Origin of the sequence: Streptomyces antarcticus, assembly GCF_026627255.1 — a bacterium.
In the GTDB taxonomy this organism is placed as follows: domain Bacteria; phylum Actinomycetota; class Actinomycetes; order Streptomycetales; family Streptomycetaceae; genus Streptomyces; species Streptomyces antarcticus.
Genome location: NZ_JAPNLM010000002.1, coordinates 334,559 through 360,755, shown reverse-complemented (window position 1 = coordinate 360,755; position 26,197 = coordinate 334,559). Strand labels below are relative to the sequence as shown.

General features: G+C 72.8%; 20 protein-coding genes. 10 read left to right on the top strand and 10 right to left on the bottom strand.

Annotated features, from left to right (window positions below; genetic code table 11):
- Window positions 1-43: 43 nt before the first annotated feature.
- Entirely contained in the window at window positions 44-1,633 is a 1,590-nt protein-coding gene (locus tag OTB16_RS05335) for a beta-N-acetylhexosaminidase (RefSeq protein WP_267718683.1), read from the top strand.
- Between the two features lie 313 nt (window positions 1,634-1,946).
- Here the strand turns inward: OTB16_RS05335 and OTB16_RS05330 are convergent, their stop codons facing one another.
- The 5 genes from OTB16_RS05330 to OTB16_RS05310 form a co-directional block, all read right to left on the bottom strand.
- Window positions 1,947-2,990, bottom strand: a complete 1,044-nt coding sequence (locus OTB16_RS05330; RefSeq protein ID WP_267718682.1) for an ABC transporter substrate-binding protein — start codon at window positions 2,988-2,990, stop codon at window positions 1,947-1,949.
- A 240-nt stretch (window positions 2,991-3,230) separates the two neighbouring features.
- Complete coding sequence (locus OTB16_RS05325; protein WP_267718681.1) at window positions 3,231-4,391, bottom strand: acyl-CoA dehydrogenase family protein; 1,161 nt, start codon at window positions 4,389-4,391, stop codon at window positions 3,231-3,233.
- A gap of 7 nt (window positions 4,392-4,398) precedes the next feature.
- Window positions 4,399-5,316 carry a hydroxymethylglutaryl-CoA lyase gene (locus tag OTB16_RS05320; RefSeq protein ID WP_267718810.1) on the bottom strand — a complete coding sequence of 306 codons (918 nt, stop codon included), beginning with the start codon at window positions 5,314-5,316 and terminating at the stop codon, window positions 4,399-4,401.
- A gap of 11 nt (window positions 5,317-5,327) precedes the next feature.
- Complete coding sequence (locus OTB16_RS05315; RefSeq protein ID WP_267718680.1) at window positions 5,328-7,352, bottom strand: ATP-binding protein; 2,025 nt, start codon at window positions 7,350-7,352, stop codon at window positions 5,328-5,330.
- A 26-nt stretch (window positions 7,353-7,378) separates the two neighbouring features.
- Entirely contained in the window at window positions 7,379-8,995 is a 1,617-nt protein-coding gene (locus tag OTB16_RS05310) for a carboxyl transferase domain-containing protein (protein WP_267718679.1), read from the bottom strand.
- A 99-nt stretch (window positions 8,996-9,094) separates the two neighbouring features.
- Here OTB16_RS05310 and OTB16_RS05305 point away from each other — a divergent pair, with 99 nt between their 5' ends.
- Complete coding sequence (locus OTB16_RS05305) at window positions 9,095-9,673, top strand: SACE_7040 family transcriptional regulator (protein WP_267718678.1); 579 nt, start codon at window positions 9,095-9,097, stop codon at window positions 9,671-9,673.
- A 56-nt stretch (window positions 9,674-9,729) separates the two neighbouring features.
- A complete protein-coding gene (locus OTB16_RS05300; RefSeq protein ID WP_267718677.1) occupies window positions 9,730-10,557 on the top strand; it encodes a phosphatase in 828 nt (275 codons plus the stop codon).
- A 123-nt stretch (window positions 10,558-10,680) separates the two neighbouring features.
- On the opposite strand, the gene OTB16_RS05295 is transcribed toward OTB16_RS05300, so the two are convergent.
- The 3 genes from OTB16_RS05295 to OTB16_RS05285 form a co-directional block, all read right to left on the bottom strand.
- Entirely contained in the window at window positions 10,681-11,559 is an 879-nt protein-coding gene (locus tag OTB16_RS05295; RefSeq protein WP_267718676.1) for an acyl-CoA thioesterase, read from the bottom strand.
- Between the two features lie 27 nt (window positions 11,560-11,586).
- Window positions 11,587-12,744: an acyl-CoA dehydrogenase family protein gene (locus OTB16_RS05290; protein ID WP_267718675.1), complete on the bottom strand. Its 1,158-nt coding sequence runs from the start codon at window positions 12,742-12,744 to the stop codon at window positions 11,587-11,589.
- A gap of 104 nt (window positions 12,745-12,848) precedes the next feature.
- Window positions 12,849-14,552 (bottom strand): PucR family transcriptional regulator, encoded by a 1,704-nt coding sequence (locus OTB16_RS05285; RefSeq protein ID WP_267718674.1) that lies wholly within the window; start codon window positions 14,550-14,552, stop codon window positions 12,849-12,851.
- A gap of 116 nt (window positions 14,553-14,668) precedes the next feature.
- Between OTB16_RS05285 and speB the strand changes: the two genes are divergently transcribed.
- The 5 genes from speB (at window position 14,669) to OTB16_RS05260 (ending at window position 20,622) form a co-directional block, all read left to right on the top strand.
- Window positions 14,669-15,640 carry an agmatinase gene (gene speB, locus OTB16_RS05280; RefSeq protein ID WP_267718673.1) on the top strand — a complete coding sequence of 324 codons (972 nt, stop codon included), beginning with the start codon at window positions 14,669-14,671 and terminating at the stop codon, window positions 15,638-15,640.
- A gap of 4 nt (window positions 15,641-15,644) precedes the next feature.
- The gene (locus OTB16_RS05275; protein ID WP_267718672.1) at window positions 15,645-17,327 is read left to right on the top strand and encodes a thiamine pyrophosphate-binding protein; all 1,683 of its coding nucleotides are present in this window, start codon (window positions 15,645-15,647) and stop codon (window positions 17,325-17,327) included.
- Window positions 17,328-17,389: 62 nt separating this feature from the next.
- Window positions 17,390-17,815, top strand: a complete 426-nt coding sequence (locus OTB16_RS05270; protein WP_267718671.1) for a hypothetical protein — start codon at window positions 17,390-17,392, stop codon at window positions 17,813-17,815.
- Window positions 17,816-17,822: 7 nt separating this feature from the next.
- Window positions 17,823-19,976: a hypothetical protein gene (locus OTB16_RS05265; RefSeq protein ID WP_267718670.1), complete on the top strand. Its 2,154-nt coding sequence runs from the start codon at window positions 17,823-17,825 to the stop codon at window positions 19,974-19,976.
- Between the two features lie 43 nt (window positions 19,977-20,019).
- Complete coding sequence (locus OTB16_RS05260) at window positions 20,020-20,622, top strand: hypothetical protein (RefSeq protein WP_267718669.1); 603 nt, start codon at window positions 20,020-20,022, stop codon at window positions 20,620-20,622.
- Here OTB16_RS05260 and OTB16_RS05255 read toward each other — a convergent pair.
- Window positions 20,612-21,025: an ATP-binding protein gene (locus tag OTB16_RS05255; RefSeq protein WP_267718668.1), complete on the bottom strand. Its 414-nt coding sequence runs from the start codon at window positions 21,023-21,025 to the stop codon at window positions 20,612-20,614. The two genes, OTB16_RS05260 and OTB16_RS05255, sit on opposite strands and share 11 nt — an antisense overlap.
- A gap of 166 nt (window positions 21,026-21,191) precedes the next feature.
- On the opposite strand from OTB16_RS05255, the gene OTB16_RS05250 reads away from it, so the two are divergent.
- Window positions 21,192-21,956 (top strand): GntR family transcriptional regulator, encoded by a 765-nt coding sequence (locus tag OTB16_RS05250; RefSeq protein WP_267718667.1) that lies wholly within the window; start codon window positions 21,192-21,194, stop codon window positions 21,954-21,956.
- A 13-nt stretch (window positions 21,957-21,969) separates the two neighbouring features.
- On the opposite strand, the gene OTB16_RS05245 is transcribed toward OTB16_RS05250, so the two are convergent.
- Window positions 21,970-22,149: a hypothetical protein gene (locus OTB16_RS05245; RefSeq protein WP_267718666.1), complete on the bottom strand. Its 180-nt coding sequence runs from the start codon at window positions 22,147-22,149 to the stop codon at window positions 21,970-21,972.
- 181 nt (window positions 22,150-22,330) lie between these two features.
- Here OTB16_RS05245 and OTB16_RS05240 point away from each other — a divergent pair, with 181 nt between their 5' ends.
- The gene (locus OTB16_RS05240; RefSeq protein WP_267718665.1) at window positions 22,331-26,194 is read left to right on the top strand and encodes an ABC transporter ATP-binding protein; all 3,864 of its coding nucleotides are present in this window, start codon (window positions 22,331-22,333) and stop codon (window positions 26,192-26,194) included.
- Window positions 26,195-26,197 lie beyond the last annotated feature (3 nt).

Below are 26,197 nucleotides of genomic sequence, written 5' to 3'. Positions count from 1 at the left end.
CTTGCACCGGCCAGCGCGGCCCACTTGGTCTATACGTGGCTGCATGAGAGTCCTGCGACGCACGCTCGGCACCCTCCTCGTCCTCGGCACGTTCGGCGCCGCGGTCTCCTGCACCGCCGCCCGCGGTGACGACGCCCGGCCCGGCGACGATCCCCCCGCCGCCCTCGCGCCCTTCGAGCGGCTGCTGCCGGCGCCCGCCTCCGCCCGCGCCGGAGGGCCCGGCTACGCCTTCGGGGCGGGCACGGTCATCCGTACCGCGACGGCCTCCGGCGAGGAGGTCCGGCAGCTCGGCGAGCTCCTCGCCGAGCAGCTGCGCGGCCCCAGCGGGCTGCCGCTGCCGGTGGTCGACGGGGCGGACGGGGACGGCATCCGGCTCCGGCTCGACGAGGAGGCCGAGGGGGTGGGCGACGAGGGCTACCGGCTGGAGTCGGCCCCCGACGGGATCACCCTCACCGCGCGGACCCCGGCCGGGCTCTTCCACGCGGGGCAGACGCTGCGGCAGCTGGTGCCGGTGGCCGGGCCCGGCACGGTGCCGGGCGGGACGGTCGAGGACCGGCCGAGGTTCGCGTACCGCGGGGCCATGATCGACATCGCCCGGCACTTCTTCACGGTGGAGCAGGTGAAGCGGTACGTCGACCAGCTCGCCCAGTACAAGGTCAACACCCTGCACCTGCACCTGACCGACGACCAGGGGTGGCGCCTGGCGGTCGACTCCTGGCCGCGGCTCGCGCAGCACGGCGGCGGCGGCGAGGTCGGTGGCGGGCCCGGCGGGTACTGGACGAAGGACGAGTACCGCGAGCTGGTCGCGTACGCGGGGGAGCGGTACGTGGACGTGGTCCCGGAGATCGACATGCCGGGTCACGTGAACGCGGCGCTGTCCTCGTACGCCGAACTGAACTGCGACGGCAAGGCCCCCGAGCGGTACACCGGGATCAAGGTCGGCTTCAGCTCGCTGTGCGTGGGGAAGGAGCGGACGTACGAGTTCGTCGACGACGTGCTCGGCGAGCTGGCGGAGCTGACCCCGGGCCGTTACCTGCACATCGGCGGCGACGAGGCGCACACGACGCCCGCGGCGGACTACGCGGCCTTCATGGACCGGGCCCAGGCGGTGGTCGGCCGGCACGGCAAGACGGTGATCGCCTGGCACCAGCTGGCGGCCGCCCGGCCCGCCGGGGGCGCGGTGCTCCAGTACTGGGGCCACGACAAGACGCCGGCCGCGGAGAAGGCGGGCGTGGTGGCGGCCGCGAAGGCGGGGCACCCGGTGATCCTGTCGCCGGCGGACCGGCTCTACCTGGACATGAAGTACGACGCGGCGACGAAGCCGGGCCTGGCGTGGGCCGGCCACGTGCCGGTCGAGCGGGCGTACTCCTGGGACCCGGGCGCCTACCTGGCCGGGGTGCCGGAGTCCGCGGTGCTGGGGGTGGAGGCCCCGCTCTGGACGGAGACCATCGCAACGCGGGCGGACTGGGAGTACATGGCCTTCCCGCGGGTGCTCGGGCTGGCGGAACTGGGGTGGTCGCAGGCCGGGTCGCTCGGCTGGGACGACTACCGGCGGCGGCTCGCCGCGCAGGGGCCCCGGCTGGACGCGCAGGAGGTGAACTTCCACCGGGCGCCGGGCGTGCCCTGGAACTGAGGACGGGGCGGGCGGCGCGGCGTGCGGGCATGCGGCGGCGCGGTCGCGAAGAGGGCCGCTGGGGTCTTCGCGACCGCACCGTGGTGCTGAGGGGCGGGCGGATGTCGAGGGACCGTATCGACATCCGCCCGCCCCGGCCGTGCGATGCTTAGGTTAGCCTCGCTTTAGTTGTTGTACAATATCGAAGGGCCCCGGCGCGAAAGCCGGGGCCCAACTGGTCGCCGTCCCAAGCGCGATGGCCGCTGACCCCCTGGGGTTCGGCCGGAGTGCCGGCCGGGGTGGCCGGCCGGATCGTCAGCCGGACGGCGTCGGGTCAGCTGACCTTCTTGGCGCCCTGGATGGACTTCGCGAGGTCCTCCAGGATCTGGGCGCACTTGTCGTACGAGTAGATCGGCTCGGTCACGCGGGGGGTGACCTGGCCGGCCTTGACCGCGGGGAGCTCGGCCCAGGTCGGCTTCTCCTTGCTCAGCGTCTCGGGCTGCAGGGCGCTGCTGCGGTTGTCGAGGAAAATGACGTCGGCCTTGTACTTGCCGGCGTTCTCCCAGCTGAGGCTCTCGAAGAAGTCGCCCTCGTCCAGCTTGTCCGGGACGACGAACTCGACGCCGAGCTGCTGGAAGTAGCTCAGGTCGGCGGAGGTCTTCGGGGTGGAGGCGTAGAAGACCTCCGGGTAGCCGGAACCGGCGAGGACCTTGATGCCCGGGTTGGCCTTGGTGGCCTGGCGGACCTTCTCGGCGGCGGCCTCGAAGCGGGCCTTCGCGTCGACCGTCTTCTTGGCCTCCATGTCCGCTCCGAGGGACTTGGCCAGGTCCGCGGTGCGCGCGAGGGCCTTGTCCATCGTGGCGTCCTTGCCGACGCTGATCGCGGCGGTCGGGGCCAGCTTCAGGATCTTGTCCTTGGAGGCCTCCGGGACGTACCAGTAGCTGCCGTCCCAGGTGTTGGTGACGAGGAGGTCGGGCCGCAGGGCCGCGTACTTCTCGACGTTGAACTGGTCGTAGACGTTGCCGAGGATCTCGACCTTGGATATGTCCAGCGAACCGGCCTGGACGTCCGGCTTGCCGTCGGCGGTCTTGGTCGGGCCGAACACGCCCTTGACCGGGACGCCGTAGTCGTACAGCGCGGCGGCGGTGCCGGTGAAGGCGACGATGCTCTTCGGCTTGGACTTGGTGCTCACGTCCACACCGAGGTCGTCCTTGAACGTCCAGGGGCCCGAAGCGGCCGCGCCCTTGTCCTTGCCGCCGTCGCCCTTCGCCGAGTCGTCGCCGCCGCCGCACGCGGCGAGCGCCGCGACGAGGCCGAGGGCGCCGCCGGCGGCGATGAAGCCCCGACGGGTGAGGGGGGAGGTCCGCGACTTGGGCATGTCGATGTCCGCTTTCGTGCGTCAGGGCGGCCGCTGGCCGTTTGGAAGGAAGGTTAGCCTAACCTTTGCCAGAAGGGTCGGGGTGGCCGGCCCCCCGCCAGGCACGGAGGCCCGGCCACGGCCGGCCGAGGGTCCCGGACGGCCGGCCGAGGGTCCCGTAACGACGCCCGGCCGAGGGTGCAGAAACGGTTCTCCCCCGGCCCGCACGCGGACCGGGGGAGAGGGCGGCCGGAAGCCGCGTCAGGCGGAGAAGCCCAGCTCGCGGGCGATCAGCATGCGCTGGACCTCGCTGGTGCCCTCGCCGATCTCCAGGATCTTGGAATCGCGCCACATCCGGGCCACCGGGTACTCGTTCATGAACCCGTAGCCGCCGTGGATCTGGGTGGCCTCGCGTGCGTTGTCGACGGCGACCGTCGAGGAGTACAGCTTCGCGATGGCCGCCTCCTTCTTGAACGGCTCGCCCGCCACCAGCCGGGAGGCCGCGTCGCGCCAGCCGACGCGGGCCATGTGGGCGCGCATCTCCATGTCCGCGAGCTTGAACTGGATGGCCTGGTTGTCGCCGATGGCCTTGCCGAAGGCGTGCCGCTCCCGGGCGTACTTCACCGACTCGTCCACGCAGCCCTGCGCGAGGCCCGTCGCGAGGGCGGAGATGGCGATCCGGCCCTCGTCGAGGATCCGCAGGAACTGCGCGTAGCCGCGGCCCTCGGCGCCGACCAGGTTGGCCAGGGGCACCCGCACGTCGGCGAAGGACAGCTCACGGGTGTCGGAGGAGTTCCAGCCGACCTTGGAGTACGGGGCGGCGACCGTGAAGCCCGGGGTGCCGGAGGGGACGATGATCGAGGAGATCTCCGGGCGGCCGTCCGCCGTGCGGCCCGTCACGGCCGTGACGGTGACCAGGCCCGTGATGTCCGTACCGGAGTTGGTGATGAAGCACTTGGAGCCGTTGATCACCCACTCGTCGCCGTCGCGCACGGCCGTGGTGCGGGTGCCGCCGGCGTCGCTGCCCGCCCCCGGCTCGGTCAGGCCGAAGGCGCCCAGGACCTCGCCGGAGCACATCTTCGGCAGCCACTGGCGCTTCTGCTCCTCGGAGCCGAAGAGGTAGAGGGGCATGGCGCCGAGGGAGACCCCTGCCTCCAGGGTGATGGCGACGGAGGAGTCGACGCGCGCGAGCTCCTCCAGGGCGATGCCCAGCGCGAGGTAGTCGCCGCCCATGCCGCCGTACTCCTCCGGGAAGGGCAGGCCGAACAGGCCCATGCGGCCCATCTCGCGGACGATCTCGTACGGGAACTCGTGGCGCTCGTACAGGTCGCCGATCTTGGGCGCGATCACGTCGTGCGCGAACGCCTCTACGGTGCGGCGGAGTTCCTCGTGCTCGGGGGTGAGCCGGTGGTCGAGGGGCATGGTCTGACTACTCCTTGTGGGAGAGGGCGCGGACGGTGCGGGAGGGGCTGGGCCGGCCCAGCTGTTCGGCCATCCACACGCTCGTGGCGGTGAGGGCGGCCAGATCGACCCCGGTCTCGATGCCGAGGCCGTCGAGCATCCACACCAGGTCTTCGGTGGCGAGGTTCCCGGTGGCGCTCTTCGCGTACGGGCACCCGCCGAGGCCTCCGGCGGACGCGTCGACGGTGCTCACGCCGTGCCGGAGCGCGGCGAGGGTGTTGGACAGGGCCTGTCCGTACGTGTCGTGGAAGTGCACGCCGATCCGGTCGGTGGCGACCCCCGCGTCGTTGAGGCCCTCCAGCAGGGCCTGGACGTGGCCCGGGGTGGCGACGCCGATGGTGTCGCCGAGGCTCAGCTCGTCGCAGCCGAGGTCCAGGAGGGACTTGGCGACGGAGACGACCTGGGGGAGCGGGACGGGCCCCTCCCACGGGTCGCCGAAGCACATCGACAGGTAGCCGCGGACATGGGCGCCGTCCTGCCGGGCACGGGCCACGACGGGTTCGAACATGGCGAGGGACTCGGCGACCGTGCGGTTGAGGTTGCGGGAGGCGAAGGTCTCCGTGGCCGAGCCGAACACCGCGATGCGGGTGGCCCCGAGGGCGAGCGCGCGGTCCAGGCCGCGCTCGTTGGGGACCAGGACGGGCAGCGCCGCGTCCACGTCCGCGAGGAGCGGGAAGAGGGCCTCGGCGTCGGCGAGCTGGGGTACCCACTTGGGGTGCACGAAGCTGGTGGCCTCGATGGTGGTCAGGCCGGCTGCGGCGAGGCGGTGCACGAACTCCGCCTTGACGGCGGTGGGTACGGCCGTCTTCTCGTTCTGCAGGCCGTCGCGGGCGCCCACCTCGTGGATGCGCACCCGGGCCGGGAGGCCGGGGGCGGGGACCTTCATGGGGAGCCCGTTCACCGGCCCTCCTCCTCGTCCGGGGTCACCACGGCCAGCACCTGGTCCATGGCGACGGTGGTGCCGGGGGTGACGTCGAGTTCGGTGACGGTTCCGGCGTGCGGGGCGGAGATGACGTGCTCCATCTTCATGGCCTCCACGACGAGCAGGCTCTGACCGGCCACGACCTCGTCCCCGACGGCCACCTTGACGACCGTGACGGTGCCGGGCATGGGCGCGGCGAGGGTTCCGGCGCCGCCCTGGCCCCGGCCGTCGAGCGCCGCCGCCACGGGGTCGTGGTCCTGGACGTGCCAGCTGTCGCCGTCGCGTCCCAGCCAGGTCCCCTCCGGGGAGGCCGTGTGGGAGAACCGGTGGGTGACGCCGTCCAGTTCGACGGTGACGGTGCCGGGGGTGCGGTCCACGATCCGGGCTCGGGCGGGTGCGCCGCCGCTCTGCCCCGGACCCCGCGTCTCGAACGCCGGCGAGGCCGGATCCGTCCCGGCCGGCCGGGTCTCGACCCGTACCGGGTCCTGGCCCGGGAGGCGGAAGTGGTGGACCGTCCAGGCGGGGGTGCCGCCCAGGCGCCAGCCGTTCGGCGCGTCGAAGGGGTCGCTCCAGCCGCCGCCCGCGGGGGTGGGCGGCCGGGACAGCAGCGCGGCCGCCGCGTACACCTCCGGCGGAACGCCGTCCGGGAGGAGCGAGGGGAGGTCCCGCTCGACCAGGCCGGTGTCCAGGTCGCCCGAGACCACGTCCGGGTGGGCGAGGAGCCGCCGCAGGAAGCCGGTGTTGGTCTGGACGCCCAGGATCACGGTGTCGGCGAGCGCGCCCCGCAGCACGCGCAGGGCGGTGGCCCGGTCCGGGCCGTACGCGATGACCTTGGACAGCATCGGGTCGTACGTGGAGCCCACCGGGACGCCCGCCAGCAGGCCGGAGTCCGTGCGGACCGGGCCGCCCGACGGCTCCGACAGGGCCAGGACCGTACCGCCCGACGGCAGGAACCCGCGGGCCGGGTCCTCCGCGCAGACGCGGGCCTCGATCGCGTGGCCGGTCAGCACGACGTCGGACTGGGTGAGGCCCAGCGCGTCGCCCGCCGCGACCCGCAGCTGCTGTTCCACCAGGTCCAGCCCGGTGACCAGCTCCGTCACCGGGTGCTCGACCTGGAGCCGGGTGTTCATCTCCATGAAGTAGTACGAGGACGGGTCCCCGCCCGGGACGATGAATTCCACCGTGCCCGCGCCGACGTACCCGCACGAGCGGGCGGCCTCCACGGCCGCCGCGCCCATCGACGCCCGCAGCTCCGGCGTCAGCAGGACCGACGGCGCCTCCTCGATCACCTTCTGGTGGCGCCGCTGGAGGGAGCATTCCCGCTCGCCGAGGTGGACCACGTTCCCGTGGGAGTCCGCCAGCACCTGGATCTCGATGTGCCGCGGCCGGTCCACCCACCGCTCGACCAGGAGGGTGTCGTCACCGAAGGAGGAGCGGGCCTCGCGGCGGGCGGCCGCGATCTCCTCGGCCAGCACCGCCTCGTCGCGCACCAGGCGCATGCCCTTGCCGCCGCCGCCCGCCGAGGGCTTGAGCAGCACCGGCATGCCGATCTCCCGCGACGCGGCGACCAGCTCGGCGTCCGAGAGCCCGCTGCCCGAGGAGCCCGGGACGACCGGGACCCCGGCCGCCTTCACCGTCTCCTTGGCGCGGATTTTGTCGCCCATCAGGGAGATCGCCGGGGCGGGCGGCCCGATGAAGGCCAGTCCGGCGTCGGCGCAGGCGGCCGCGAAGGCCGCGTTCTCCGCGAGGAAGCCGTAGCCGGGGTGGACGGCCTCGGCGCCGGTGCGGCGGGCCGCCTCGAGCAGCCGCTCCACCGACAGGTAGCTCTCCGCGGCCGCCGCCGGGCCGATCCGGACGGCCGTGTCGGCCTCCCGGACGTGCCGGGCGTCCGCGTCCGCGTCGCTGAAGACGGCCACGGAGCGGATGCCGAGCTGCCGCAGCGTGCGGATGACCCGTACCGCGATCTCGCCCCGGTTCGCGACCAGAACAGTGCTGAACATCGAAGAGGTCCTCACGTCACATCACGTCACATACGGAAGATGCCGAAAGCCGAATCGCCCAGCGGGGCGTTCGCGCACGCGGTCAGGGCCAGTCCCAGCACCTGCCGGGTCTCCATGGGGTCGATGACCCCGTCGTCCCACAGCCGGGCGGTCGCGTAGTACGCGTTTCCCTGCTCTTCGTACTGGGCGCGGACCGGGGCCTTGAAGGCCTCCTCGTCCTCGGTCGGCCAGTCCTGGCCGGCGCCCTCGATCTGGTCCCGCTTGACGGTGGCCAGCACCGACGCCGCCTGCTCGCCGCCCATCACGGAGATCTTGGCGTTCGGCCACATCCACAGGAACCGCGGCGAATAGGCCCGCCCGCACATCGAGTAGTTGCCCGCGCCGTACGAGCCGCCGACGACCACGGTCAGCTTCGGCACCCGGGCGCAGGCCACGGCCGTGACCATCTTGGCGCCGTGCTTGGCGATGCCGCCCGCCTCGTAGTCGCGGCCGACCATGAAGCCCGAGATGTTCTGGAGGAACAGCAGCGGGATCCCGCGCTGGTCGCACAGCTCGATGAAGTGAGCGCCCTTCTGGGCGGATTCGGAGAACAGGATGCCGTTGTTGGCGATGATCCCGACCGGGTGGCCGTGGATCCGGGCGAAGCCGGTGACCAGGGTCTGCCCGTACTCGGCCTTGAACTCCTGGAAGCGGGAGCCGTCCACGACCCGGGCGATGATCTCGCGCGCGTCGTAGGGGGTGCGGGAGTCGACGGGGACCGCGCCGTACAGCCCGTACGGGTCCACCTTCGGCTCCTCGGGGGCCTCCACCGACCAGGGCAGGGCCCCGCGGCCGGGCAGGGTCGCCACGATGTTCCGTACGATCCGCAGCGCGTGCGCGTCGTCCTCCGCGAGGTGGTCGGTCACCCCGGAGACCCGGGAGTGGACCTCGCCGCCGCCCAGCTCCTCGGCCGTGACCACCTCTCCGGTGGCGGCCTTCACCAGCGGCGGCCCGCCGAGGAAGATCGTGCCCTGGCCGCGGACGATGACGGCCTCGTCGCTCATCGCCGGGACGTACGCCCCGCCGGCCGTGCAGGATCCGAGGACGGCGGCGATCTGCGGGATGCCGGCGCCGGACATGCGCGCCTGGTTGTAGAAGATGCGGCCGAAGTGCTCCCGGTCGGGGAAGACCTCGTCCTGCATGGGGAGGAAGGCGCCGCCCGAGTCGACCAGGTAGAGGCAGGGGAGACGGTTCTCCAGGGCCACTTCCTGGGCGCGCAGGTGCTTCTTGACGGTCATCGGGTAGTACGTGCCGCCCTTGACGGTGGCGTCGTTCGCGACGATCACGCACTCGCGGCCGCTGACCCGGCCGATGCCCGCGATGACGCCGGCGGCGGGGGCCGAGCCCCCGTACATGCCCTCGGCGGCCAGCGGGGCCAGCTCCAGAAAGGGCGAACCGGGGTCCAGGAGGGCGTCCACGCGGTCGCGCGGGAGGAGCTTGCCGCGCGCGGTGTGGCGGGCGCGGGCCTTCTCGCCGCCGCCGAGCCGGGCTGTCTCCAGCCGGGCGCGCAGGCCCTCGGCCAGCTCGCGGTGGGCGGCCTCGTTGGCCCGCCAGGCCTCGGACGCCGGGTCCGCGGCGCTCGTCAGCACTGGTGCCTGCTGCATCGGTCGAGCTCCCTTGCTCGGTGCACGGTGTTAATGAGCGTTAACGCTTGTGGGACTTAGGTTAACGACCGCTAACGGCCCTGTCTAGAATGGTTTCCCATGAGCACCAGAGCGGCCGCCCCCACCCGTCGCGAGCAGATCCTCAGTGAGGCCGCTCGTCTCTTCGCCGCGCGTGGGTTCCACGGGGTCGGCGTCGACGAGATAGGGGCCGCGGTGGGCATCAGCGGCCCCGGCCTGTACCGGCACTTCGCGGGCAAGGACGCCATGCTCGCCGAGCTCCTCGTGGGCATCAGCGAACGCCTGCTCACCGGGGGCCGCCACCGGGTGGCGGAGGCGGCCGGCGACCCGCCGCGGGTCCTGTCCTCCCTCATCGACGGGCACATCGACTTCGCGCTCGACGACCGGGCGCTGATCACCGTGCACGACCGGGAGCTCGACCGGCTCCGGGACGCCGACCGCAAGCTCGTACGGCAGCTCCAGCGCCAGTACGTCGAGCTGTGGGTGGACGTCGTACGCGAACTGCACCCCGAGGTGGCCGAGGCCGAGGTGCGGGTCTCCGTGCACGCCGTCTTCGGCCTGCTGAACTCCACCCCGCACCTGGCCGCGCTGGGCCGGGAGGCGACGGAGTCGCTGCTGCGCAGGCTCGCCCACGGGGCGTTCGGGGCGCTGTCCGTGTGAGCGGGCGCGTCCGGCGGCCGAGATGGACGGGACGCCTCCGCCCGGGCGGCGGCAGAATGGGCCGTATGCCGAAGCCGATAGAGACGCCCGACCGATCCGCGCGAACGCCGAGCCGCGCCGAACTCGTCGACCACTTGGTGCGCACCCGCATCGCGGGGCAGGTGGCGACGCCGCGCGAGAACAACCTCTCCCACTACCGCAAGCTCGCCAACGGCGACCGGCACTACTGGCTCGGCCTGGAGCTGGGCGACCGCTGGACGGACGAGCAGGACGTCCTCGCGGTGATGGCGGAGCGCTGCGGGGTCGTGGACGACGCCGAGCACCGGTACGGCCAGGACACCATCGACCCGGAACTGACCGTGGCCGGCCTGGACCGGCTGGCGGCGCGGCTGCGCAAGGCCGCCCTGGACCGGCAGAGCGTACTGCTGGCCACCGGGCACCCGGGCGGGCTGCTGGACGTCCACCGGGCGACGGCGGCCGCGCTGCGGGCGGCGGGCTGCGAGATCATGGTCATCCCGGCCGGGCTGCACGCCGACGAGGGCTCGGTCTGGCAGTTCGCCGACATCGCCGTCCTGGAGCGGGGCGCGACGCTGTGGCACACCCATTCGCCGGCACCGATGGCCGCGATCCTGGACGGCCTGGCGGCCTCGAACCGCCCGCAGCCCGACCTCGTCGTCGCCGACCACGGCTGGGCGGGCTGCGCGGCCCAGCGGGGCCTGGACGCGGTGGGCTACGCAGACTGCAACGACCCGGCGCTCTTCCTCGCCGAGGCCGAGGGCACCCTCCAGGTGGCGATCCCCCTGGACGACCACGTGCGCGACCCGCGCCACTACGACCCGATGGTGGCGTACCTGCTGGACGCGGCGGGCCTGGCCGGGGCGTAGCCCGCCGCCGGCGGCGGGCCCCGGCGTTCCGGCGGGGCCGGGCCACCGCCGCGTCGGCGGCGGGGGCCAGGTGCGGGCACGCGGACGACCGGGGTCAGGTGCGGGGCACGCGGACGACCGGGGTCAGGTGCGGGGCACGCGGACGACGCCCTCCTGGATGACCGTCACGGCCAGGCGCCCGTCCTGGGTCCAGATGCGGGCCTGCCCGAGGCCCCGGCCGGCGGCCGCCGACGGCGACTCCTGGTCGTACAGCAGCCACTCGTCCGCGCGGAACGGCCGGTGGAACCACATGGCGTGGTCCAGCGAGGCCCCCACGACATCGCCGACCGCCCAGCCGCCCCGCCCGTGGGCGAGCAGCACCGAGTCCAGCAGCGTCATGTCCGAGACGTACGTGGCCAGGCAGGTGTGCAGCAGGGGATCGTCGCTCTCCAGCTTCCCGGCCGTACGGAACCACACCTGCGACCGCGGCTCCACCGGCTCGCCGACGCTGCCCCAGGGCGGGACCGTCGCGTAGCGCAGGTCCACCGCGGCGCGCGCGTCGATCAGGCGCTCCACCGTGCCGGGGTCGCGGAAGGCGGACCGGTAGGCGGGCAGGGCCTCGGCGGCGGTGGGCAGGGTCTCCGGGTCCGGGGCGGCGGGCATGGCGGCCTGGTGGTCGAGCCCGTCCTCGTACGTCTGGAACGACGCGGAGAGGTGGAAGATCGGCTGGCCGTGCTGGACGGCGACGACCCGGCGCGTGGTGAAGGAGCGCCCGTCGCGGATCCGGTCCACCGAGTACACGATGGGCGCGCCCGGGTCCCCGGCGCGCAGGAAGTACGAGTGCAGCGAGTGCGCGGCGCGGTCCTCGGGAACGGTCCGCCCGGCCGCGACCAGGGCCTGGGCCGCGACCTGGCCGCCGAACACGCGCGGTACCAGCGCCGAACGGCTGGTACCGCGGAAGATGTTCTCCTCGATCTGCTCCAGGTCGAGCAGGTCGAGGAGCGTCGTCAGTGCCTCGTTCATGGGGGAAGGGTAGGTGTCCCGAATCCCTTACAGGCCCATGGACTTGGCGATGATGGACTTCATGACCTCGCTGGTGCCGCCGTAGATGCGGTTCACGCGGTTGTCGGCGTACAGGCGGGCGATCGGGTACTCGTTCATGTAGCCGTAACCGCCGTGCAGCTGGAGGCACTTGTCGATGACGCGGTGCGCGACCTCGGTGCAGAACAGCTTCGCGGACGCGGCCTCGGCGGCGGTCAGCTCGCCGGCGTCCAGGGCCTCCAGGGCGCGGTCGGCGACCGCCTCGGCGGCGTCCACCTCGGCCTGGCAGGAGGCCAGTTCGAACTTGGTGTTCTGGAAGTGGGCCACCGGCTTGCCGAAGACGGTGCGGTCCGTCACGTACTGCTGGGCGAACCGGACGGCGGCCTTGGCCTGCGCGTAGGCGCCGAAGGCGATGCCCCAGCGCTCGGACGGCAGGTTGGCGCCGAGGTAGTAGAAGCCCTTGTTCTCCTCGCCCATCAGGTCCTCGACCGGGACCTTCACGTCGACGAAGGCCAGCTCGGCCGTGTCGGAGGTGCGCAGGCCGAGCTTGTCGAGCTTGCGGCCGATCGAGTAGCCCTCGGACTTGGTGTCCACGGCGAAGAGGGAGATGCCGAAGCGGCGGTCGTCCTCGCGCGGGGCGGAGGTGCGGGCGCAGACGATCACCCGGTCGGCGTGCACGCCGCCGGTGATGAAGGTCTTGGAGCCGTTGAGGACGTAGTGGGTGCCGTCCTCGGAGAGCTTGGCGGTGGTCTTCATGCCCGCGACGTCGGAGCCGGTGCCCGGCTCGGTCATGGCGAGCGCCCACATCTCCTCGCCGGTGACGAACTTCGGCAGGTAGCGCTTCTTCTGCTCGTCGGTGGAGAGCATCTTGATGTACGGGAGGGCGAGCAGCACGTGCACGCCGGAACCGCCGAAGTTCACGCCCGCGCGGGAGGTCTCCTCGTAGAGGACGGCCTCGAACTTGTGCGTGTCCAGGCCCGCGCCGCCGAACTCCTCGGGGACGTTGATGCCGAAGACGCCCAGCTCGCCGAGCTTGTAGTAGAAGTCGCGCGGCGCCTGGCCGGCCTGGAACCACTCGTCGTAGACGGGGACGACCTCGGCCTCGATGAAGGCGCGGATGGTCTCGCGGAACGCCTCGTGGTCCTCGTTGAAAACGGTACGGCGCACAGCCGACACTCCCTTATGCGGCTAAACCGCCGCCGCTCTCGCGGAGGTGGTTGCGCGCCGTCGTCGTTGCTCAATTGATGGCTTATGTCTAAGCGCTTGCTCAATTAAGTTACCGGCGAGTTGTCGTCCCTGTCCAGACTTCGTAGTGCGAACCACAGTTCCATGCGCGTGTCCGGGTCGTCGAGGTCGCGGGCGAGCAGACCGGCCGCGCGGGTGATGCGCTGGCGGACCGTGTTGCGGTGCACGCCGAGGGCGGCGGCCGTCCGGTCCCAGCTGCCGTGGTGGGCCAGCCATGCGCGCAGGGTGGCGGCCTGCGCCCCGTTCAGCGGGGCGAGCAGCGCCTCGGCGTGCGCGCGGGCCTCGGCCGGGTCGAGCAGAGCCCCCAGGCCCCCGGCCGTGTGCCGGGCGAGGGGGGTCCGGGCCGCCTCGGCGCGCTCCAGGGCCCGCCGGGCCTGCGCGTCGGCGGTCGCGAGCCCCGCGGCCGCCGCCGGGGCGCTGACCCCCAGCCGCCACCCCGTCCGCGGGCCGGGCTCCCGGTCGGTGACCAGGCGTACGGCCTCCCCGCGCGGGTCCAGCAGTACGGTGCCCAGCGCCGCGGCGAGGGCCACGGGGTCGCCGCCGCCGGCGCTCCGGGCGTGGACGGCGTACCAGGGCCCCGGCCCGGCCAGCGACCCGGCGGGGGAGCCGCCGAGCAGCAGCCGGGTCAGCGCGGCGGCCTCGTCCCCGGCGGGCCGGTCGGCTGTGAGCAGCGCCAGCAGGACCGCCGCCACCGAGGCGATCGTGTGGTCGCCGGGGGCCCGCGCGGGCGTGGCGGTCCCGAGGGCCCGGGCGGGGGGTGTGGGGAGTGCGGGGGATGCGGGGGATGCGTGCGGGGTCCCGGGCGCGGGCGGGTGCGCGTGCGGGGCCCCGGGCGGGCCGACGGGCGCGGGGCCGGGGGTCGGGGTGCCGCGTGTCGCGGGGCCGGACACCGCAGGGCCCGCCGCCGCTCCCGCTGCCGCCGTGCCGCCCGCCGGGCTGGGCGCCGTCGTTCCGCCTGCCGGGCCCGCTGCCGTCGTGCCGCCCGCCGCCGCTCCCGCCGTGCCGCCCGCCGGGCCCGGCGCCGCCGGGCCCGGCGCCGCGCCCGGCGGCGGTTCCGGGTGACGGGACAGGGCGTACGCCGCGAGGTGCCAGCCCCCGGACTCGTCGGTGGCCGTCGCCGGGCCGCCCGGCCGCCCGACCCGGGCCAGCAGCGCGGCCAGCGCCCCGGCGGCCCCGGGAGGCACCGGCCCGCCCGCCGACCGGCCGTCCGGGGCCAGCTCGACGCGGCCGCCGAGGCTCGCGGCGAGCCGCCGCAGCACCGCGGGGACCGGGTCGGGCCGGGCGGCCGCCGCCGCGAGGGACTGCTGGGCCTCGGTGACCCGGCGCAGTTCACCCGTACGGGCCTGCTCCATCAGCCGCCACACCGTACGGGCGACCGCCGTGAAGGGGGTCCCCGGCGGGACCTCCAGCAGCGGCAGCCCGTGCCGGCCGCACGCCTCGGCGAGGCCCGGCGGCACCGCCTCGTGCACGGGCGCCACGCCGAAGCCGAGGGCCGCCGCGCCCGCCGCGACGAGCCGGGCCGCGTACCGGTCGGGATCCGCCCCCAGCTCGGCGCCCGCCGTCAGCAGCAGCTCGCCGCCCAGGAGGTACGGCGACGGGTCCGCCATCTCGGAGGCGTGCACCCCGTGCACCTCGGCCGCGGCGGGCCCGGCCACGTGCCGCAGCCCCAGCTCGGGGTCGGCGAGCAGCCGTGCCAGCGGGACCGGCGGGGTGGGAGGGGCGGCTTCCATGGATACTCCGTACACATCAAGGGGCCGTAGTGGATGAAACGTATACTTCGCCCCCCGCGGGTGTCCGCTTACGCTCGAATCACCGCACCAGCAGGACCTCCAGAAGGGCACCCCCCATGAGCACGCAGCCGCGCGGACCCGTCGACTCCTCCCGCATCCCGCGCTACGCGGGCCCCGCGACCTTCGCCCGGCTGCCCCGCCTGGACGAGGTCGGCGGCTCCGCGGACGTCGCCGTCGTGGGCGTCCCCTTCGACTCCGGCGTCTCCTACCGCCCCGGCGCCCGATTCGGCGGCAACGCCATCCGCGAGGCCTCCCGCCTGCTGCGCCCGTACAACCCCGCCCAGGACGCCTCCCCGTTCGCCCTCGCGCAGGTCGCGGACGCCGGCGACATCGCGGTGAACCCCTTCAACATCAACGAGGCCGTCGACCAGGTCGAGGCCGCCGCCGACGAGCTCCTCGGCGCCGGCTCCCGCCTGATGACCCTCGGCGGCGACCACACCATCGCGCTCCCGCTGCTCCGCTCGGTCGCCAAGAAGCACGGCCCGGTCGCGCTGCTGCACTTCGACGCGCACCTGGACACCTGGGACACCTACTTCGGCGCCGAGTACACCCACGGCACCCCGTTCCGCCGCGCCGTCGAGGAGGGCATCCTCGACACCGAGGCGCTCTCCCACGTCGGCACCCGCGGCCCGCTGTACGGCAAGCAGGACCTGACCGACGACGCCAAGATGGGCTTCGGCATCGTCACCTCGGCCGACGTCTACCGGCGCGGCGCCGACGAGGTCGCCGACCAGCTGCGCCAGCGCATCGGCGACCGCCCGCTCTACATCTCCATCGACATCGACGTGCTCGACCCGGCGCACGCCCCCGGCACCGGCACCCCCGAGGCGGGCGGCATGACCTCCCGCGAGCTGCTGGAGATCATCCGCGGGCTGTCCTCCTGCAACCTCGTTTCCGCCGACGTCGTCGAGGTCGCCCCGGCGTACGATCACGCGGAGATCACCTCGGTCGCGGCCTCGCACACCGCGTACGAGCTCACCACGATCATGAGCCGGCAGATCGCTGCGGCGAAGGCGAAGGGCAACTGAGCACGTGACGCACGACCACGACCTGGTACTCCGTCCCACCGAGGCCCAGACGGCCGCCGCCCTCGCACCGCCGCCGGGCCGCACGGGCGGGGACCTGGTCGTGGAGACGCTGCGCTCGCTCGGCGCGACGACCGTCTTCGGACTGCCCGGCCAGCACGCGCTGGGCCTCTTCGACGCGGTCGGCCGCTCCGACCTGCGGCTGATCGGCCTCCGTACGGAGAACAACGCCGCCTTCGCGGCCGACGCGTACGGCCGGATCACCGGGGAGGCGGTCCCGCTGCTGCTCTCCACGGGTCCGGGCGCGCTCATGGCCCTGCCCGCCCTCGCGGAGGCGGCGGCCGCGTCCGCGCCGGTCCTCGCGATCTCCTCGCAGGTGCCGGCCGCGGGCCTGGGCGGTGGCCGGCGCGGCCACCTGCACGAGCTGCGCGACCAGTCCGCGTCCTTCCGGGACGTGGTGAAGTCCGTGCACACCGCCCGTACCCCCTCCCAGATCCCGTCGGTGGTGGCCGAGGCCTGGGAGTCGGCGCTGACGACCCCGCACGGCCCCGTCTGGGTGGAGATCCCGGAGGACGTGCTCCGCGCCGAAACCGTCATCCCGCAGGTCACGGGCATGGACGCGACCCCGCACGAACTGGCCCCGCGCCCCGAGCTGACGGCGCTGGCGTCCCACTGGCTGGCGGGGGCCGCCCGACCGGTGATCATCGCGGGCGGCGGCGTCATCCGCTCCGACGCGGCGGGCAAGCTCAGGCAGCTCGCGGAGCGCCTCAACGCGCCCGTGGTCACCACCTTCGGCGGCAAGGGCGCCTTCCCCTGGACGCACCCGCTGTCCCTCCAGTCCTGGCTGGAGGACCGCCACATGACCGACTTCCTGGAGGACGCGGACGTCCTGCTGGTCGTCGGCTCGGGCCTCGGTGAACTCTCCTCGAACTACCACACGTTCTTCCCCACCGGCCGGGTCGTGCAGATCGAGGCGGACCTCGGCAAGCTGGAGTCGAACCACGCGGCCCTCGGCATCCACGCGGACGCCCGCCTCGCGCTCCAAGCCCTGCTGGAGACGGTTCCCGCACGCGAGGACCCCACCGCGCCCGAACGCGTCCGGATGGTCCTCGCGGACATCGCAGCCCGGCTGTCCACCCAGGACGTCGGCCTGGAACAGGGCCTCCTGCGGTCCGTCCGCGCGGCGCTCCCGGCGCGGTCCCCGTCCTTCTGGGACATGACGATGCTGTCCTACTGGGCCTGGTCGGCCTTCGACCCGAAGCACCCCAACACCATGCACTCGGCGCAGGGCGCGGGCGGCCTCGGCTACGCCTTCCCGGCGGCCCTGGGCGCCTGCGTCGCGGAACCGGGCACCCCGGTGCTGGCCGTGTCCGGCGACGGCGGCGCGATGTACTCGCTCGCGGACCTGGCCACGGCCCGGCAGCACGACCTCGACGTCACCTGGCTGATCGTGGACGACGGCGGCTACGGCATCCTGCGCGAGTACATGACGGCGTCCTTCGGCCGGGCCACGGGCACGGAGCTGACCCGTCCCGACTTCGTCGCCCTGGCGGCCTCGTTCGGCGTCCCGGCGGCCACGACCACCCCGGAAACCCTCCGCGAGGACCTGGCCAAGTCCCTCGCGGAACCGGGCCCTTCGGTCCTGGTCCTCCCGACGACCCTCAAGATGTTCGCCCCGACGCACGTATAGGGCCGCCCCGGCGCCTCGTTAGGGTGGTGGTGATCAGGCACCGGCAGTCGGTAGGGGGAGCAGTGTCGTTCGAGCAGGAGTGGGCCGCGCAGAAGCAGGCCGCAGCCGCCGGCCCGTCACCGCAGATGCGGCTGAACCAGGCCCCCGCCGAACCGGGGGGCGGCGGTTCGGGCGTCCTGGCGACCGCCCCGCCGGCGAAGAAGAAGGCGGCCAACACCATCGAGAACGTCCTCCAGCCCGGTACGAAGAAGGCCGCGGACGCGGCCGACGAACCGACGAAGGGTGCGGTCACCGCGTTCAACGGCTGGGACACGGCAGCGGGCCTGACCAAGGCGCACACCCACTGGGACGACCAGGTGAAGCGGCTGATGTCCCGCCTGGACTCCGAGAAGACCGCCCTGCGCGGGGCGTCGAACCTGTTCACCGGGAACGACCAGCTGACCGGCCGCGGCTTCCAGCCGGTGAAGTCCAACATCTCGGGGGTGTGAGGGAGCCGTGCCGACGTACCAGCAGATCCTGCAGACGGACCTCTCCGCGCTCACCACGGCCGCCGACGGCTGGAAGGCCATGGCGAAGCAGTTCAAGGCCATGGAGGACGTGTACGAGAAGGAAGTCCAGAGCGTATCCACGGGCAACGGCTGGCTGGGCTCCAGCGCCCAGGTGGCGAGCACGAACTCCGGGATCACCCGCAGGGAGTTCGACGCGGCCCAGACCGAGGCGCTCGCCATGGAGTCGCTGCTGCGTGACGCGCACGCCCAGTTCGTGAACCTCAAGTCGCGGGTGACGTCCGCCGTCGCGGACGCGGTCAGCGCCGGCATGAAGGTCTCGGACGCCGGCGTCGCCGGCTATGACTTCAGCAAGACGGACCCGGCCGCCGCGAACGCGATCCGCCACGACCCCGACCTCCCGGAGGTCGAACGCTCCTGGACGCGCAGGATCGCCGAAACGGTCAAGGCGGTCACGGACTTCGACGCCGACGTCAAGGTCGCCCTGCTGAACGCGTCCGGCGCGGACGGCACGGCGATGTTCGGCTTCAACTCCAAGCCGGTCAATGACGTCGAGGCCGTCGAAGCGCTCGCGCTCACCTCGAAGATCCGTGACGGCAAGGCCTCTCCGGAGGAACTGCGGCACTACGACGAGCTCCTGCGGCAGAACTCCAAGGACCAGCACTTCAGCGAGGCGTACCTGCACGCGCTGGGCGCGAAGGACACCCTTCAGCTCGCCGACCAGATGAACCTGGCGTCCAACGAACGCGGCGCGTCGGCGGCCGACAAGAAGCTGTACGAGTCGATCAACTCCGGCCTCGCCGGGACGATCGCCTCGGGCACGAAGGACCCGGGGAGCTACGCCTACCAGCCGTTCGTCAACGGCCTCAAGGAACAGGGCCCCGAACTGGTCGCCAAGGGCCTGCGGCCCACGTACGGCTACCAGGCGCTCCTGACGCTCATGGGCCACGGCGACGGCTACGGAAAGCAGTTCCTCAACGATGTCGGGCACGGCATCATCGAGGCCGAGAAGGCGAAGCCGAACATGTACGCCCACGCGTACGACTCCCAACGGCCCAATCTGGTCTCGGACCCGCTGGACGCGATCCTGGGCATCATGGCCAAGGACCCGGACACGGCCACCTACTTCCTCGACCCGGATGCGCCCGGCAACAAGAACGACCACCTGGACCACCTGCTTACCGACCGCAAGTGGCACGACCAGTGGATGTCGGGGCCGTACGGTCCCCCGATGGAGATGGAAAGCCCCTACAAGATGGACGGCTTCGCAGCGGCCTTCCACGCGGCGGCCACCGGCGACGCGCCCGGAGACAAGATGGGCCCGGCGGGCACGCACACCGAGGGCCAGGCGCGCGTCATGCACAACGCCATCCGTCTCCTCGACGACGAGATGGGCGGCGACGAGTTCCCGGAGGAGCTGGAGAAGTTCCGCCAGCCGATGGCCAAGGCCCTGGTCGACTACGTGGCGGACACCCATCTCATCTTGGGAGGTCAGGAGAGCGACCTCGGCATCGTCAGTGGCAAGGACTCCATCCACGGTTCGGGCGATCAGGCCCAGATCGCGGTCGGCCAGGGCAGCCTGGTCCGCGTGATGCGCGGCATCGCGGACGACGGCCCGGCCTACGCCCTGTTGGTCGAAGCGGAGCGCGCCTACTCGGCGGAACAGCTCGCGACCGCCGCCCCGTACAAGGCCGACTCCCCGCACGGCGTGAGCGCTGACTGGGACAACCGCGCGCACGACATCGGGGCCGCAACGGGTGCCCTGAACGGCATCGGGGCCGACGTCTACAAGGACAAGGAAGAGGACCGCGTCACGTGGGCGGAAGGCGTGTCCGAGCACACGGCTGCCGTCGCGAACGGGCTCATCGGTGAAATCCCGGTCGTCGGCACGGTCGGCGGCTCACTGATCGACTCGGCCAAGTACGAGTGGGTCGAGGGTGTCAAAGAATCGGCCGAGGAGCAGAGCAAGAAGGATTCCAGCAAAAACTACGCGGCTGGTGTCGAGGGAACCAGCAGTCTGTTGGATGCGTGGGGACGCGAGTGGAAGATCAGCGATGATCCTGCGTTCGATCACGCCAAGAACGAGGCGGGCGAGGGATACACCTCGGGACGGGAAGCTGCTCGTGCACATCTCAGGCCGTGACGTGATCAAGACCCTCGGAAGTTCGACGGCTGCGCTCCTCTGTGTGCTGACGCTGGCGTCGTGCGCTTCGGGCGACTCCGAGGGGAAGGCTGCAAACCTGTGCGGGATCGCCTCCTCGGAGGAGGAAGCGCTCGTGCGGGAGATCCTCGTTACCGAGGGCTACGAGACGAAGGCCTACAAGTCCACGAGCGTGCTGGTGGACAAGATGAAAGCGGCGGTGCAGCAGATGCGGCCGGGCAAGGATTCGTACTTCAACACTGCGTGCCGGTACGAGGATGACCAGCAGCATCGTGGATACGCGATCTTTTCGTTCGGCTGGTCTCCCCGGGCGACTTCCGAGGTGTCCCCGTCCCACAACGGCGCTTCGTACGAGTTGAACGGAGCGGGAGGCGTGGCGAGCGCCGGCCAGTCCACGCTGCTCGTCCAGTGCGACCTGCCCGGTGAGCTCGGGGGACAGTCGCGAAACGTGCGGCTCTCGGCGGACGCGATGTTCGACCGGCCGGATGGGCCGGTCGTGGATCAAGCGGCCAAAGACCGGCGGATGACTCTCACCTACCTGATGACCCGCCGGGTCACCGATGCCCTCGGCTGCGAGAACAAGCCCCTCGCCGCGCCCCCCGTGGTGAAGCCGCTGCCTACTCCCTGAGGCCCACCTCGGCCCAGACGGCCTTGCCGATGCCGTGGGCCCGGGGGCGGTAGCCCCACCGCGAGGCGAGCGCCTCCACGATGGCGAGCCCGCGCCCCCGCTCGTCCCCCTCCGCCGCCTCCCGCGCGGCGAGCTCGACGGGGGGACCCGCGTCGGCCACCTCCACGCGGAGCGTGCCGCTCCGGCGGACCAGCCGTACCCCGATGTCCCGGCCGTGCGGGGCGCGGGCGTGGCGTACGGCGTTGGTGACCAGCTCGGACAGGACCAACTCGGCCGTCCCCGCGACTCCCGCGTCGACCTTCCAGGCGCCGAGCTGCGCGCGCAGCAGCATCCGCGCCCGGCCGGGGGCGCGGGGGCCGCGCGGCACGATCCAAAAGACCTGGACAGCGGGGTTCTCTGCCATGCGAGCCTCACTTATCTAGATACCTTCCTGTGGCCAGTGAAGCGGGCCGGGGTACTGCTCCGCCAGTAGATGTCTAGATATGTTCGATGCTGGCGGGTGTTGAGCGAGGAGCGACGTTTCGTGCCGACGCGCCTCTAGGCTGCTCGGAGATGATCGGAGGGGCGGTATGGCGAAGGATGTCGCGGGTCGGCAGCCCAAGTACCAGCGCATCGCCGCTGAGCTGAAGGACGCCATCGCGGCCGGCGAGTACGGTCCGGGCGCACGCTTGCCCGGTGAGAGCGACCTGATGAGCCGGTACGGCGTGGCTCGGATGACCGCACGGCAGGCCTTTGGGGTCCTTCAAGCCCAGGGCCTGGCTGAGGCGCGCAAGGGTGCCGGGGTTTTCGTACGGGAGTACCAGGTCGTCATCCGGCGCCGCGGCATCCAGCGGTTGGCCGTGGAGGTGTGGGGCGCCGGGGGATCCATCTGGGACGTGGACGGCAAGGGGCGCGAGCCCGTCGTCGAGTTCCTCGGCGTCACGGACGAGGCGGCGCCGGACGCCGTCGCCGCCGTGCTCGGGCTTGGCGAGGGGGCGACGGCCTGCGTGCGCCGGCGGCGGTTCCTGCTCGACGGGAAGCCCGTCATGCTCGCCACTTCCTACCTCGACGCCGCCCTCGTGGCCGGGACGCCCGTCGCGGAGCCCGACAGCGGGCCCGGCGGGATCTACGCCCGCCTCGCCGAGCTGGGGTACGGGCCCGCGCGGTTCCGGGAGGAGATCCGGTCGCGGATGCCGGGCCCGGACGAGGCAGCCCGGCTCGGGCTGACCGCGGGGACCCCGGTGGTGCTGGTCTGCCGTACGGCCTACACCGCCGAGGGGAAGGCGGTCGAGGTGAACGAGATGGTCCTCGACTCCGCCGCCTACGTCCTGGAGTACGAGTTCGACGCCCGCTAGGGACGGATACGGCCTACGCCGGGGCGAACCAGCCCGACAGGAGGAGGTCGTCCTCGTCGCGGTCCGGTTCGTGGTTCGGGTCCGCGTCCCCCTCCGGGAATGGCGCGGGGAGGGGCCGGGCCGCGGCCGCCGGGGCCGAGGCGCGGACCCACGGGGCCGGGTCCGGATCCGCTTCGGTGTCCTTGATCGTCATGGGCTGAGTATCGCCGGGCGCCTCCCGGCGGCTTCCGCTGCCCCCGTACCCCCCTGACCCGTACGGCTCAGGGCGGCTCGCCGAACAGCGCGTAAACCCGTTCGATCGTTGCGGAGGGATGAAATCCGCCGGTCGGGGCGTTGGGGGAGGCGGCAGGGCAGGAGCTACGGGGAGGCATCACGTGACGGCGGCGAAGACGGCGGTCGAGGAAAAACAGGGCTGGGGCAGGAGGCTGACCGCGTACACCTGGCGCTACAAGGTCAACGTGCTCCTCGCGCTCGGGTCATCGCTGGCCGGCATGGCCGTCATGGCGCTCGTCCCGCTGGTCACCAAGGTGATCATCGACGACGTCATCGGGGACAAGACCAAGGACATGACGCCCTGGGCCGGCATGCTCATAGCCGCCGCCCTCCTCGTGTACGTGCTCACCTACATCCGCAGGTACTACGGCGGGCGCCTCGCCCTCGACGTGCAGCACGACCTGCGCACCGACATGTACGACAGCATCGCCCGCCTCGACGGCCGGCGGCAGGACGAGCTGTCGACCGGCCAGGTGATCGGGCGGGCCACCAGCGACCTCCAGCTGATCCAGGGCCTGCTCTTCATGCTCCCGATGACCATCGGGAACTTCCTCCTCTTCGGGATATCCCTCGGCATCATGCTGTGGCTGTCCCCGCTGCTGACCCTCGTCGCGCTCCTCATGGCCCCCGCCCTCTGGTTCATCGCCAAGCGCAGCCGCAAGAAGCTCTTCCCCGCCACCTGGTGGGCCCAGGGCCAGGCCGCCGCCGTCGCGGGCGTCGTCGACGGCGCCGTGACCGGCGTCCGTGTCGTGAAGGGCTTCGGCCAGGAGGACCAGGAGACCGGCAAGCTGCGCGCCGCCGGCCGCCGGCTGTTCGCCGGCCGCATGCGGACCATCCGGCTGAACTCCCGCTACACCCCGGCCCTCCAGGCCGTACCGGCCCTCGCCCAGGTCGCCATGCTGGCCCTCGGCGGCTGGATGGCCACCAACGGCCAGGTCACCCTCGGCACCTTCGTCGCCTTCTCCACCTACCTCGCCCAGCTCGTCGGCCCCGTCCGCATGCTCGCCATGATCCTCACCGTCGGCCAGCAGGCCCGCGCCGGCGCCGAGCGGGTCTTCGAGCTCATCGACACCGAGCCGGTGATCCGGGAGGGCGCCACCGAGCTGCCCGCCGACTCGCCCGCCACCGTCGAGTTCGACGGCGTCGCCTTCGGCTACGACCGCGAGCGGCCCGTGCTCGACGGGTTCTCGCTGTCCCTCGCCGAGGGCGAGACCATCGCCCTCGTCGGCTCCTCCGGCAGCGGCAAGTCCACCGTCTCGCTCCTCCTGCCCCGCTTCTACGACGCCGACCGCGGCACCGTCCGCGTCGGCGGCCACGACGTCCGCGACCTGACGTACGCGTCCCTCAGGTCCGCGATCGGCCTGGTGCCCGAGGACTCCTTCCTCTTCTCCGACACCATCCGCGCGAACATCGCCTACGGGCACCCCGAGGCCGGCGACGAGCAGATCCGCGCCGCCGCCCGCGCCGCCCAGGCCGAGGGCTTCATCGAGGCCCTCCCGGCCGGCTACGACACCACGGTCGGCGAACAGGGGCTCACCCTCTCCGGCGGCCAGCGCCAGCGCATCGCGCTCGCCCGCGCCATCCTCACCGACCCCCGGCTGCTGCTCCTCGACGACGCCACCTCCGCCGTCGACGCCCGCGTCGAGCACGAGATCCACGAGGCGCTGCGGGCCGTCATGGCCGGCCGGACCACCCTGCTGATCGCGCACCGCCGCTCCACGCTCGCGCTGGCCGACCGGATCGCCGTACTCGACCGCGGCCGGCTCGCCGACCTCGGTACGCACGAGGAGCTGGAGCGCCGCTCCGCCCTCTACCGGCGGCTCCTCACCGACCCCGACGCCCTCGGCGCCGGCTCGCCGCGCACGCCCGCCGACACACCGATGGCCGAGTTCGAACGCGACCTCGACCGGGACGGCGACCTGGAGCGGGGCATCGAGCTCGAGGCGGAGATCAACTCCGAGCCCGTCAACGCCAAGCGCCGGGTCGCGGGCGGGGTCACCCCCGAGCTGTGGCGGCGCCAGGAGGAGTCGGACAACGCCTCCGCCGCCGCGCCCGCCGCCTCCGCCGGGATCCGCGCCCCCGGGGCCGGGCACTCCATGGCCGGGGCCGTCGCCGGGATGCCCGCCACCCCCGAACTGCTGGCGCAGGTGGCCGCGCTGCCGCCCGCCGCCGACGAACCCGACGTGGACGAGACCCGCGCCGCGGCCGCCGAGGAGAGCTACGGCCTGCGCCGCCTGCTCAAGGGCTTCTGGGCGCCGCTCGCGATCAGCCTCGGCCTCGTGGCCGTCGACGCGGGCGCCGGGCTGCTGCTGCCCATCCTGATCCGCCACGGCATCGACCAGGGCGTCGAGCAGGCCGCGCTGGGCGCCGTCTGGGTGGCCGCCGGCCTCGCCCTGGTGATCGTGATCGCGCAGTGGGCCGCGCAGTTCGCCGAGACCCGCATGACGGGCCGCACCGGCGAGCGCGTGCTGTACGCGCTGCGCGTCAAGATCTTCGCCCAGCTCCAGCGCCTCGGCCTCGACTACTACGAGCGCGAACTGACCGGCAAGATCATGACGCGGATGACCACCGACGTCGACGCCCTGTCCACGTTCCTGCAGACCGGGCTCGTCACCGCCGTCGTCTCCGTCTTCACCTTCTTCGGCATCCTCGTCGCCCTCCTCGTCCTCGACGTCGAGCTGGCGCTGATCGTCTTCGCGACCCTGCCCCTGCTGGTGGTCGGCACGGTCTACTTCCGCCGCAAGTCGGTCGCCGCCTACGAACTCGCCCGCGACCGGGTCAGCCTGGTCAACGCCGACCTCCAGGAGTCCGTCTCCGGGCTGCGCATCGTCCAGGCCTTCCGCCGCGAGGGCGCCGGCGCCGCCCGGTTCGCCGAGCGCAGCGACGCGTACCGCGAGGCCCGCGTCCGCGGCCAGTGGCTGATATCCATCTACTTCCCGTTCGTCCAGCTGCTGTCCTCGGGTGCGGCGGCCGCCGTGCTCATCGTCGGCGCGGGCCGGGTGGACGGGGGGACCCTCACCCTCGGCGCGCTGGTGGCGTACCTGCTCTACATCGACCTGTTCTTCGCCCCGGTCCAGCAGCTCTCCCAGGTCTTCGACGGCTACCAGCAGGCCACCGTCTCGCTCGGCCGCATCCAGGGACTGCTGCGGGAGCCCACCTCCACCCCGAGGCCGGCCGACCCCCGCGCGCTGCCGGAGCTGCGCGGGGAGATCGCCTTCGAGGACGTCCGGTTCCAGTACGGCACGGCCGAGGAGCGGGGCGAGAAGGGGGAGGCGCTGGCCGGAATCAGCCTGCGGATTCCCGCCGGGCAGACCGTGGCCTTCGTCGGCGAGACCGGAGCGGGCAAGTCCACGCTGGTCAAGATGGTGGCCCGGTTCTACGACCCGACCTCCGGACGGATCACCGCTGACGGTGCCGACCTGCGGGAGCTCGACCTGACGGCGTACCGCCACCGGCTGGGCGTGGTCCCCCAGGAGCCGTACCTCTTCCCGGGGACCGTCCGCGACGCCATCGCCTACGGGCGGCCCGCCGCGAGCGACGCCGAGGTCGAGGCCGCCGCCCGCGCGGTCGGCGCCCACGCCATGATCGCCACTCTCGACGGCGGCTACCTGCACACCGTCTCCGAGCGCGGCCGCAACCTCTCCGCCGGGCAGCGCCAGCTGATCGCGCTGGCCCGCGCCGAACTCGTCGACCCGGACGTGCTGCTGCTCGACGAGGCGACCGCCGCCCTCGACCTCGCCACCGAGGCCCAGGTCAACCAGGCCACCGACCGGCTCGCGGGCAAGCGCACCACGCTGGTGGTGGCCCACCGGCTGACCACCGCGGCCCGCGCCGACCGGGTCGTGGTCATGGACCGGGGCCGGGTGGTGGAGGACGGCACCCACGCCGAACTCCTGGGCCGCGGCGGGCGGTACGCCGACCTGTGGCGCACCTTCGTGGGGGAGGACGAGCCGGCCGCGGCCTGAGGC